The organism is Pseudomonas fragariae (ex Marin et al. 2024) (assembly GCF_059621105.1).
The window spans coordinates 3,164,122-3,176,381 of sequence record NZ_CM184369.1 but is presented as its reverse complement, the minus strand read 5'-3'; the positions used below and the strand labels follow the sequence as shown (position 1 = coordinate 3,176,381).

The 12,260-nt window shown below is 60.1% G+C and carries 6 protein-coding genes (1 of these 6 running past the window's edge); 4 read left to right on the top strand and 2 right to left on the bottom strand.

From position 1 onward, the window contains the following. Positions 1-82: 82 nt before the first annotated feature. Positions 83-1,783 carry a cyclic peptide syringomycin export ABC transporter SyrD gene (gene syrD / locus AC54XV_RS13840; protein ID WP_003408051.1) on the bottom strand — a complete coding sequence of 567 codons (1,701 nt, stop codon included), beginning with the start codon at positions 1,781-1,783 and terminating at the stop codon, positions 83-85. Positions 1,784-1,863: 80 nt separating this feature from the next. Further along, positions 1,864-2,925, bottom strand: a complete 1,062-nt coding sequence (locus tag AC54XV_RS13835) for a TauD/TfdA family dioxygenase (RefSeq protein ID WP_003408049.1) — start codon at positions 2,923-2,925, stop codon at positions 1,864-1,866. 331 nt (positions 2,926-3,256) lie between these two features. Here AC54XV_RS13835 and syrB1 point away from each other — a divergent pair, with 331 nt between their 5' ends. The 4 genes from syrB1 to syrE form a co-directional block, all read left to right on the top strand. Continuing rightward, the gene (gene syrB1 / locus AC54XV_RS13830) at positions 3,257-5,101 is read left to right on the top strand and encodes a syringomycin E biosynthesis L-threonine--[L-threonyl-carrier protein] ligase SyrB1 (protein WP_496716926.1); all 1,845 of its coding nucleotides are present in this window, start codon (positions 3,257-3,259) and stop codon (positions 5,099-5,101) included. 17 nt (positions 5,102-5,118) lie between these two features. Continuing rightward, on the top strand, positions 5,119-6,051 hold the full coding sequence (gene syrB2, locus AC54XV_RS13825; RefSeq protein WP_011267819.1) for a syringomycin E biosynthesis L-threonyl-[L-threonyl-carrier protein] 4-chlorinase SyrB2: 933 nt from the start codon (positions 5,119-5,121) through the stop codon (positions 6,049-6,051). A 72-nt stretch (positions 6,052-6,123) separates the two neighbouring features. Further along, positions 6,124-7,335, top strand: coding sequence for a syringomycin E biosynthesis aminoacyltransferase SyrC (gene syrC / locus AC54XV_RS13820; RefSeq protein ID WP_032655798.1), 1,212 nt, complete (start codon positions 6,124-6,126; stop codon positions 7,333-7,335). A 400-nt stretch (positions 7,336-7,735) separates the two neighbouring features. After that, positions 7,736-12,260: the 5' portion of a syringomycin E biosynthesis non-ribosomal peptide synthetase SyrE gene (syrE, locus tag AC54XV_RS13815; protein ID WP_496716923.1), read on the top strand. The gene runs 23,855 nt beyond the window's last position; only the first 4,525 of its 28,380 coding nucleotides appear in the window; it begins with the start codon at positions 7,736-7,738; its stop codon lies off the right edge, out of view.

Here is a 12,260-nt window from a genome sequence, read left to right as displayed (position 1 = left end):
TAGTCAGGTCGTGGCCAGGGAGCAACCGGCTTCATGCCGTGTCGTGAAGGATCGTCCCTGGAAAGTTGAACAGCGCTTCAGATCAGGCGCGCTTGCCCTCAACCGCGCACTTCACGTCGGAGACGATGCAACCGTCCGCCAACTTGATGATGCGGTCGGCCAGCTGGAAGTACTGATCGTCGTGAGTAATGATCAGGATCGTCTTGCCGCGGCGCTTGAGGTCCGGCAGCAGTTCCTCGTAAAAGAAGCGCTTGAACGGCGGGTCCTGGTCGGCGGCCCACTCGTCCAGCAGGTAAATCGGACGGTCCTCCAGGTAGGCGCACACCAGTGCCAGGCGTTTCTGCTGGCCGTATGACAAGGCCGTGGTGGTCGAGTAACCCAGTCCCTCGATCTTGACCTTGTCTTCCAGGCCGAGAGTCGAGAGGTATGTCTGCGCCTGATCGGTGCTGGGATGTTCTTTCTCGTCAGGACCTATCAATCGGTTGAACAGATGGAAGTCAGAGAACACCGCCGAGAACAGGTCGCGATAGTCGCCGCGCGAGTCGTCCGTGACCGCCGCACCGTCGAGCAGTAGCTGACCCTCTTGCGGGATGTACAGGCCGCAGAACACTTTGGCCAGGGTGCTTTTGCCACAACCGTTGCCGCCGACGATGTAGACCAGCTCACCGGAGTGGATCGTCAGGTCGATAGGTCCCAGGGCAAAACCGGAACTGCTCTGCGGGTCCTTGTAGTTCATGTGTACGTTCTTGAGCTGGATACTGCCCCAGGACTTCTTGTGATCGAGAAGCAGCACATTGTCTGCATCGCTGGTTTCCGGCTCCGGATGCGGTTCGTTGATGGAGAATCCGAAATCCGCCAGTCGCGTGCAGGCAATACGTCCCTGGGCCAGCATCGGCATGGCGCTGACCAGCATCACCAGCGGGCCCATGATGTACAGCACCGCCAGCACACTGGCGCTCATGGTCTTGGCGTCGATAACAGCGAACATCGGCGCAGCGAACAGCAGGCAGCCGACCAGCAACGACAGGGTCAACTGGCCAACGTTTTCGGCGGCAGTGAACCAGAGCCGTTCGATGTAGTTGTACTTCGCGACCCGAACCGAAGACTCCTGGATCGCCGAGCGGCTGAACCAGCGGCGGCGAATACCGTTGAGTTTCAGTTCCTTGAGGCCGAACACAAGCGCGTGTGTGTATTCGTTGAAGGCCGTGAATTCGTCGCGCACCTTGTGGGTGAACTTCATGCCACCCATGAAAAACAGCAGGTACATTGCAACGCCCAGGATCATCAGCGAGATGGTTATCGCAAACACCACCCAGGACAGGTAGGCCAGGTAGGCAATACCGAACAGGAACACCGCCGACTCCACCAGGATCGTCGGCATGATCAACAGCGTGGCGTTGAGTTGCGGAATATCGCTGGTCAGCAGGGTCAGCACATTCGGCGCACCGCGGCGGTCGACTTCCTCAAGCGGCGTGCCGAGGATCTTGCGGCACAGGGCAATGCGCAGACGGGTCATGATGCGCATGCTGGCGTAAGCCGGAAACAGCGACGCACCGTTGCGGAACAGGAGCGCCACCACGCTCAGGCCGACAAACCAGAACAGCGACTGACGCTGAAAGGTCTCCTCGTGAATCGCCTGGTTGATCACATTGACCACGGCAATGGACGCAACGCCGCTGATGAGCCCTGTCAGCAGCGTAAAGAACGTCAGCCAGGGATGGCTGCTCCATAACAGACGCATGATCGAGCCTGGTCTGGCCTTCTTCTCTTGCTTGGTTTTCATTAGCTGCTGCCCTTGAATGCATTAGCCAGCGCGGGCGCCGGTGGTTAAAAGTCCTGGCTTGATAACGGGATGTCGATCATTCAGGCCGGTTGCCAAACGTCGCCCCGAGCGGTCATTTCGCCCATGGCGACAACGATCAGCCGGGGTTCTTCATAAGGATCACGGGCGTGGGCGGCAAGCATGTTGTCAAGCATCACCACATCGCCCTTGCGCCATTCGAAACGCACAGCGCAAGCCTCGTAGGCTTCACCGATCAAGGCCATTACCGGGTCCTCGATGGCTGAGCCGTCGCCATAGCTGACCAACCGTGGCAGGCGGTCGGGGCCGAACATGTCGAGCAGGTCCTCTCGCAGCTCCTCGCCCATGCAGTACGGGTGATGCAACTGCACCTGGTTGAAGAAACAACGCTCGCCCGTGAATGGATGGGTGATCACCGCCGGGCACTGGGTGCGCAGCTGCAGGGTGTCGCCGTCAAGCCATTCGAAGTCCGTACCTTGCTCGCGGCAACGCTGTTCAATAACGCTGCGTTCGGACGTACCGAAGAACGATTCCCAGCTCGGCTCGACACCGGCGGTGAAGGTGCGGCTGTAAAGCAGACCTTTGCTCTCGAAGCGCTCGACCACCTCTTTCGGCAGGTACGCGAGCACTTGACGGATATCCGCCAGCGGCGTTGCCCCACCCACCCGCGATGGCTGCTCGCAGAAGAACCATTGCTTGCGTGGCCAGCTTTCCAGGTGCGAACTCTCGTTGTGATAGAGGATCATCTCGCGCTCGGGATACGGCGTTGAGCGATAGACATTGCGCCCGCCTTCCTTCTTCGGAAGGTCGCCGTACGTGCCGTGCAAGCCAGGCGAAAGCGCTTCGGCAAAGCCCTCGAAGGCCGCGACCGAAGGCAGATCAAATCCCCGAAACAAGACCGCGCCGTGACGGCACAGCAGCGTCTCGATCGCTTCGCGCCGGGCGCTGGCCCACTGCACCGGGTCCAGCCCGTCAGCCGTTGGCTCGATCACCACAGGCAAACTGTTACCGGTAGCCAGCAAGGACAACCGTACCGACGGGTCAGCGGCCCTGTCGGGCCAGGTTGGCGCATCCGTTTGCTGTTCATCAGCGAAAACGGGCGCAGTGTTAGCTTGAAGACTCATGAACAAACTCCTGGACCTCAGCCCTTCACATCCACTTTTGTAGGGCGCCAGACCAGCACGCTCCGGCACCGCGCAAGAATAAAAACACTGATGGCCTAAGGCGTCTGTCACCGCAATCCGGGACATCGGTCGCGAAGAGTGTCGATGCGTACTGATCTGAATCGGCAGGCTTTGTCCCCATTTCCCTCGACAGACGCAGCCCGTTAGTCGGTGCTGAAATGCGCCAACTGCGGATCATGCCGGCCCATTGACGGATTCGTCAGGCCGCAGGGATGTCTCGATTGCAGCGGATTTGAGCGCTGCATCTGGTTATTACACAGGAGCTTTGGTCATGCCGATTACGAACACTGACGAATCGCTTAGCGCCGCGTCAGCCCCTCTCAAGCCCGGTGCTTTCCTGCACGAGATATTCAGTGACAGGGCGCGTCAATTTCCTGAGCGCACCGCGGTGAGCGATGCAGCCCGGACGTTGAGCTACGCACAGCTCGACGCGCTGTCGACAAAGCTGGCTGCACGTTTACGCGATGAAGGCGTGACCTACGGGACGCGTGTGGGCATGTACCTGCCGCGCAGCGTCGATCTGGTCACCAGCCTGCTGGGTATTCTCAAAGCCGGCGGCACCTATGTGCCGGTCGACCCGCAATACCCTGGCAAACGCGTCGAGCACATCGTGCGCGACAGCGAGCTGAGCCTGATCATCGGCGATGCCGCCAACCTGCCGAAAATATCGTCTCTGCGCGTGTTGGCACTCGACGAGTTACTGTCCGCGCCGGCACGGCAACCGGCCGCTCAAGACACCCGTATCGACCCGAATAATTCCACTGCCTACATCATCTACACCTCTGGCTCCACCGGTCAGCCCAAGGGCGTACAGGTTTCCCATGGCAACGTCAGTCGCCTGCTGGAAAGTACCCAACGCGCCTATGGCTTCAACGCCCAGGATGTCTGGTCGATGTTCCACTCCATAGGTTTCGACTTTTCGGTCTGGGAAATCTGGGGCGCCCTCGCCCACGGCGGCCAGGTGGCCGTTGTCCCGTATGACGTCTCGCGCTCTCCTGCCGCCCTGCGTCAATGGCTCGCCGATCAGCGCATCACCGTGCTCAGCCAGACGCCATCGGCTTTCCGTGGCCTTGATGAGGCCGATCGTGGCAACACTGCTCCTCTGGCGCTGCGCTACGTGGTGTTCGGTGGCGAAGCGTTGCCCGCCAGCGTGCTGCGGCCCTGGGTCGAGCGCCACGGCGACCAGAAGCCCGCGCTGATCAACATGTACGGCATCACTGAGGCCACCGTTCACACCACCTTCAAGCGAGTGTTGGCGCAGGACCTGGAAACAGCAGCCATGGTGTCGCTGGGCAAGCCGCTGGACGGCTGGCGCCTGCACCTGCTTGACGACAACCAGGCGCCGGTCGCGGCGGGTACTACCGGCGAGCTGTACATCGAAGGCGCGGGCGTGGCTCAGGGCTACCTGAACCGTAAGGCGCTCAACGTCGAGCGCTTCGTCGAGTTGCCCGGTGCTGTACGCGCCTATCGTACTGGCGACCTGATGACCCTGGAGAGTAATGGCGAATACCGTTATGCCGGTCGCTGCGACGAGCAATTGAAAATCAGCGGTTTCCGCATCGAGCCCGGCGAGATCGAAGCCTCTCTGCAAACCAGCCCGAGCGTGGCCGCGGCCCATGTCGGCGTACATGATTACGGCGATGGTGACCTGCGCCTGGTGGCTTACGTGGTGCCAGGCCAGGGCGTCGACGCCTGGACCGAACAGGCTCGCAGCGAAGTTGCCGCATTGATGGCCGAAAATTTGCCGGAGTACATGCGTCCCTCGGTGTATGTCCCGCTGGCAGAACTGCCGGTGACTCATCACGGCAAAATCGACAAGCAACAACTGCCCTCGCCTGCCGCTGGCACGGCGCCTTCAGGCGCGGCAGACGTCAAGGGCCTCAGTGAACAGGAGCACTTCGTGCTCAAGGTCTGGAGCGAAGACCTGGGTCTGAAAAACATCGGCGTCAATGATGATTTCTTCGATTCCGGCGGCACTTCACTGGCCCTGATCCGCTCGCTGAGCAAGCTCAAGACACATTACAAAATCAACCTCGACCCCGGGATCCTGGCGGATGGCGCAACGGCCAAAGTCCTGGCCGACCACATCACCCGTAGCCTTGTTCAAGCCCATTGACCGAAAAGGAAAAGCTCATGAGCAAAAAATTCGCCTTAACTGCGGAACAGCGTGCCTCGTTCGAGAAAAACGGTTTTATCGGGCCGTTTGACGCTTACTCGCCAGAAGAAATGAAAGAAACCTGGAAGCGCACCCGTCTGCGCCTGCTCGACCGTAGCGCTGCCGCCTACCAGGATCTGGACGCCATTTCCGGTGGCACCAACATCGCCAACTATGATCGCCATCTGGACGATGATTTCCTGGCCAGCCACATCTGTCGCCCGGAAATCTGCGATCGCGTCGAAAGCATCCTCGGCCCGAACGTGCTCTGCTGGCGTACCGAGTTCTTTCCCAAATATCCGGGCGATGAAGGCACCGACTGGCACCAGGCCGACACCTTCGCCAATGCCTCCGGCAAGCCACAGATCATCTGGCCGGAAAACGAAGAGTTCGGCGGCACCATTACTGTCTGGACCGCATTTACCGACGCGAACATTGCCAATGGTTGCCTGCAGTTCATTCCCGGCACCCAGAACAGCATGAATTACGACGAAACCAAGCGCATGACCTATGAGCCCGATGCCAACAACTCGGTGGTCAAGGATGGCGTGCGTCGCGGTTTCTTCGGCTATGACTATCGCCAGTTGCAGATCGATAAGGACTGGAAACCCGATGAGGCCTCTGCTGTACCCATGCAGATGAAAGCCGGGCAGTTCATTATTTTCTGGTCGACGCTGATGCACGCGTCCTATCCGCACAGTGGCGAATCACAGGAAATGCGCATGGGCTTCGCGTCACGCTATGTACCCTCGTTCGTCCATGTCTACCCGGATTCGGATCATATCGAAGAGTACGGCGGTCGCATCAGTCTGGAGAAATACGGCGCGGTGCAAGTGATCGGTGACGAAACACCGGAATACAACCGGCTTGTGACCCACACCACCCGCGGCAAGAAATTCGAAGCGGTCTGACCCGCACACGTCATACGACAGTAGCCACGCGCAATGTGCCTGAAAAAAGCGCCCGACAAAGAGTGAAGATCCATGACTATTTCCTCCGATGCAGCGATGCGTCTGTGCGAGACGGTGAGGATGCTCAGGCACCTTGCCCTCAATTTGCCCGATCCGGTGTGCCTGAGCTTTCTCGCCCGGGACGACGGCCCTCTGCCAGAGCCGGCGTGCTCCAGCGTGCGAGCCACGGAGCGGGCGATCAATGCGGCGTTTGCGCGCATTGGTGTGCGCACCCTGCAGTACTTGCACGGTGGCGAGACGCAACTGTCGTCGTTCGAATACTTTATAAGCCGCAAAATCTGCGAAGCGCTCGACTATAGCTACGAGCACTTCGACGATGCTGGAGACGTCACCGCCTTCAATCGACTGCTCAAGCATTTCGAATTCAGCGGTGCAGTGCCGCACATCGAGACATTGCACCTGACCACCCGTGACCATGCTCCGTTGCTGGTGCATGCCAGTGCCAACCGCGAACGGCCTCCTGTGGTTCTGGCATTGCCCTGCGGCATTCCGTTCGATCTCTGCCGCGACTGGTTCGACGCCTTGAGCGAGCGCTTTTTTGTCGTGACCTGGGAAACCCGAGGGCTGTTCGGTGCCTGCGAGGCGTTCGACCAGATCGCGGTGGACACCGATGCCCAGGTTGCCGACATGATCAGCGTAATGAATCACTTCGGGTTATCGACCGCACATCTGATGGGCATCTGCGGCGGCGCGGTCATCGCCCTGAGCGCCGCTGCTGCCCACGCCGAGCGGGTCAACTCCCTGAGCCTGTGGCATGGGGATTACAACCTGGGCGACAATGACCTGCGCACCGCTCATCAGCAAAACTTCGAGTGGCTGATGGAAAGCGCTGCTCAGGATCGAGACGAGGCTGCCGACCTGCAAGCGATGTTCCTCGATCAGGCAACGCTGGCCACCACCCCTGAGTCCATTGCCCACGTAGTGCTTTACCCCTACGTCAATCCCGAGTTGTTCTATCGCTATGCGCGTTTGAATGACGCGCTGAACAAGACCGAGCTGGCACCACGACTGACGCGCATCACCGCGCCAACCCTGGTAGTGGCTGGCGATGCCGACTCGACTACGCACATCGGCGGCTCACGGCATATCGCCGCGTCGATCAAGGACGCCACGCTGCACGTAGAGCGCAATGGCAGCCACCTGGCGTTCTTTGCCTCCAGCCAGCAATCGAAACAAACCGCCTTCAGCTTCCTCGAAGAAGTTCTTCAGCCCGCTGTCGCCTGACAGGCATTCGATACCTCGCCGAATGGAAAGGGGGCTTAGGCCCCCAGCTTTACTCTGCTCTGCGACCTTGAGCGCGGCGGCGACCGACTCACCTTCAAAGCGGCACACTGGCGCAGCAATCACCAACCTTCCCTTCAGCGCCCCGCTCCATAGGTCAATCGAATCGGTCCAGGCCTCTATACCGGCGCGGCGCGGCGCCGTCCCGAATCACTGATCAACCAACCCGGAAGACCACCGCGCGCAGTTGTCCCAGCTTCCCATGACAGACATCCCCAGGTGGATGCTCTATTTTTTTTTCAATGTTTTTAATCCTCCCGCCGACTGGCAGTCGTCCAGCGCCATGCCGCGCCGTCCATCGACCGGAGACGAGCCAATTGATTTCGCAAACAGGTGCTTTGAGATGAATTCGTTGATCGACAATCTGTGCACGCAAGGACAAGAGCTCCTTCCGCTGGCTTCGGTTCAGCAAGGTATCTGGCTTGATCAGCTCGCCTATCCGCACCTGCCTTATTACAACATCGGCATGACTCTGGAGATCAAGGGCGACATCGATATTGCACTGTTCGAAAAAGCCATCCAGAGGGTTATCGACAGCCATGACGCGCTGCGTCTGAGTTTCAGCCACGAAAGGGGTATGGGCGGCCAGCGGGTTCTGTCCAAGGCGCCGTTCAAGCTTGAAGTGACCGATTTTCCTGAGGTCGACGGCGACACCGAGCAGGCCATTGCGCATCTGCGCGAGTCGTTCCGCCAACCCTTTGAGTCAATGACCGGACAACTCTGGGAATCGCGTCTGGTTCGTTGCGGGCCGCAACTCCATTACTGGTTCAATCGCTTGCACCACCTGGTTGCCGACGGCATCGGTGCAGTGCTGATCGCGCACGCCGTAAGCGATGCCTACTCAGGTTTGCTGGAAGGCAAGGAAACGCTTGCCGAGGGGCCTTCTTACCTCTCGTTCCTTGAAGAAGACAGGGCCTACATGGCGTCTTCTCGCTACGAGCGTGATCGACTGTTCTGGGAGCAGTCCTACGCACAACTGCCGCCGGTTCTGCTGCAACGCAGGGCGGACTTCAAGGCAGGCCTTACCAACGTCCCAGCCCCCAGTGACCAGGTTCAAGCCATGTTGCCCCGCGCGCTTTACAACGCGCTGACGCAGTTTGCCAGCGAATGCAACCTGTCCGTGGCTCATGTACTGGTCGGAGTGATCAGCACCTATTTCTGCCGCACCGTGGGCGTCGATGAGATCGTTGTCGGTATGCCGGTGCATAACCGTACCAATGCTCGTCAGAAAGCCACCATCGGTATGTTTTCCTCGGTCAGCCCGATTCGCGTGGGCTTCGATCCGCATGAAACGCTGGTCGATCTGATGAATAACATCGGCACGCAACTACGTCGCACTTATCGCCACCAGCGTTTCCCGATTGCCGAACTCAACCGTAGCCTGCGGCTGGCGCAAAACGGACGCCACCAGTTGTTCGATGTTTCACTGTCATTCGAAAGCTTCGATGGTGACGTCACGTTCGGCAGCGAGGACCCGGCGCGGGTGCTGATGCTGGACAACGGTTACGAGCAGACGCCCATGGCGATCTTCGTACGCGACTACCATCCTTCTGAAGACATCCACCTGGATTTCAACTTCAACACCGCTTACTTCACCTTCGAGGAAGCTCAGCGCGTACAGCAGCGCATTTTCGCCATGCTTGAAGCTGTGCTGAATCAACACGACACGCCTTTGGCGCACTTCCCGCTGATGAGCACAAGCGAGCATCAGCAACTGGCAACTTTCAACGACACTGCGCACCCTTATCCGCGTGATGTCCTGATTCACCAACTGATCGAACAACAGGCCGCCCAGCGTCCGGATGCCTGCGCCGTACGTGGCGACAGCGGGCCGTTGCTCACTTACGCCGAACTCAACCAGCAGGCGAACCAGCTCGCCCATCGCCTGATCGAGCTGGGCGTGGAGCCTGATACGCGGGTCGCGGTCAGCCTGCGTCGCGGCCCGGAAATGGTCGTGGCGCTGTTAGGTATTCTCAAGGCCGGTGGCGCCTATGTACCGATCGACCCTGACCTGCCCAGCGCCCGCCAGGCGTATATGCTCGAGGACAGCTCGCCGCAGGCAGTGCTGACTACTCGGGACCTGAGCGACAACCTGCCGGCCTCGGATCTTCCGGTGCTGGTGCTCGATGGCCACGATGACCGTGCGCAACTGGCCAGGCAGCAGAGCGTCAACCCGGATGCCAAGGCCCTGGGCCTGCAGCCGAATCACCTGGCCTACGTGCTGTACACCTCGGGTTCTACCGGCACGCCCAAAGGCGTGATGAACGAACACCTGGGCGTGGTCAACCGCTTGCTCTGGGCGCGCGACGCCTATCAGGTGAACAGTCAGGATCGCGTACTGCAAAAGACCCCGTTCGGTTTCGACGTGTCGGTCTGGGAGTTTTTCCTGCCGCTGCTGACCGGTGCCGAACTGGTCATGGCCCCTCCCGGTGGCCATCAGGATCCGGACTATCTGGCGCAGGTGATGAGTGACGCGGGCATTACCCTGTTGCACTTCGTGCCCTCGATGCTCGATGTGTTTCTGGAACACCGCTCGACCCGCGACTTCCCGCAACTGCGCCGCGTGCTGTGCAGTGGCGAGGCCTTGCCTCGTGCGTTGCAGCGCCGTTTCGAGCAACAGCTCAAGGGCGTTGAACTGCACAACCTGTATGGCCCGACCGAAGCGGCCATCGACGTTACCGCCTGGGAATGTCGTCCGACGGATCCGGGCGACAGCGTGCCCATCGGCCGCCCGATTGCCAACATTCAGATGCACGTACTCGATGCCTTGGGCCAGCTGCAACCAATGGGCGTGGCCGGTGAGCTGCACATTGGCGGTATCGGCGTGGCGCGGGGTTACCTGAACCAGCCGCAACTGAGCGCCGAACGTTTCATCGCCGACCCGTTCTCCAACGACCCGCAGGCACGTCTGTACAAAACCGGCGACGTCGGTCGCTGGCTGGCCAATGGCGCGCTGGAATACCTGGGCCGCAACGACTTTCAGGTGAAGATCCGCGGCTTGCGTATCGAAATCGGCGAAATCGAGGCCGCCCTGGCTAAACACCCGGCGGTCCATGAAGCAGTGGTCACTGCTCGCGAAGACATACCCGGTGACAAACGTCTGGTGGCTTACTACACCCAGTCTGCCGAGCACACTGCTGTCGATCTCGAAGCCCTGCGCAGTCACCTGCAGCAAGTGTTGCCGGAGTACATGGTTCCGGCCATTTATGTGCTGCTTGAAGCGATGCCACTGACCTCGAACGGCAAGCTCGATCGCAAGGCGCTGCCAGCCCCGGACGGTGATGCGCTGATCAGCCGTGGTTACGAAGCGCCGCAAGGCGAAGTGGAAACCCTGCTGGCATCGATCTGGGCCGATGTGCTCAAGGTTGAACAGGTGGGACGCCATGACCATTTCTTCGAACTGGGTGGTCACTCACTGCTGGCGGTGAAATTGATCGAACGCATGCGCCAGGTTGGCCTGAGTGCCGATGTGCATGTGCTGTTCGGCCAACCGACCGTGGCGGCACTGGCGGCAGCTGCCGGTGGAGGCTCGGAAGTGGTGGTGCCGGCCAATCTTATTCCCGAGCATTGCGACCGTATCACCCCGCAGATGTTGCCGCTGATCAACCTCTCTCAGGCGCAGATCGACCACGTGGTGAAGGACATGCCGGGCGGCGTGGCCAACGTGCAGGACATCTACCCGCTGGCACCGTTGCAGGCGGGGATTCTTTACCACCATATCAGTGCCGAACAGGGCGACCCCTACACCCTGAAAGCACTGTTCGCGCTATCTGACCGGGCGCAACTGGACGATTTCAGTGGTGCTTTGCAAGGCGTGATCAACCGCCACGATATCCTGCGTACCGCGGTGCTGTGGGAAGATCTCGATGAGCCGGTGCAAGTCGTGCTGCGTCAAGCTGAACTGCACGTCACCGAGTTGTTACTCGACCCCGTAGACGGCCCGGTTGACGAGCAATTACACCAACGCTTCGACCGTCGGCATTACCGCCTCGATGTGCGTACTGCGCCATTGATGCGCATTGTCTTTAGCCATGACCCGGTCAACGACCGCTGGCTGGCGATGCTGCTGTGCCACCACCTGGTCAGCGACGCCACGTCCCTGTCCGTGATACTGCAGGAAATTCAGGCGCACCTGCTCGGTCAGGGCAATGCGTTGGGTGAGGCAGTGCCATATCGCAACTATGTCGCTCAGGCACGCCTGGGTGTCAGCGAGGCACAGCACGAAGCGTTCTTCCGCGACATGCTCGGCGATATCGACGAGCCGACGCTGCCGTTCGGTTTGCAGGATGTGCAGGACCGTGGCCGCAACCTCGAAGAGGCCAGCGTGACCCTGGCGGCCGAACTGAACCTGCGTTTGCGGGCTCAGGCTCGACAGGCAGGCGTCAGCGTCGCGAGCCTGATGCATTTGGCCTGGGCACGGGTGCTGGGCAATGTCTCGGCCTGCGAACAGGTGGTGTTCGGCACGGTACTGCTGGGCCGTATGCAGGCCGGTGATGGCGCCGACCGTGCGTTGGGCATGTTTATCAACACCTTGCCGTTGCGCGTCGATATCGGCGCAACGACAGTGGCCGAGGGATTGAAGGCGACCCACGAGCGGCTGACGGCTTTGCTGGGGCATGAGCATGCTCCGCTGGTACTCGCCCAGCGTTGCAGCGGCGTGGCCGCACCGACGCCGCTATTCAGTGCATTGCTCAACTACCGACACAGTGTCGTGAGCGATGTTTCGGCAGAAGCTGCCAGCGCCTGGGGCGGGATCGAGTCCTTCGGCACCGAAGACCATACCAACTACCCGTTGACCCTGAATGTCGATGACCTGGGCGATGACTTCATGCTCACCATTCAGGCCGTCAAGCAAATCAGTGCCACGC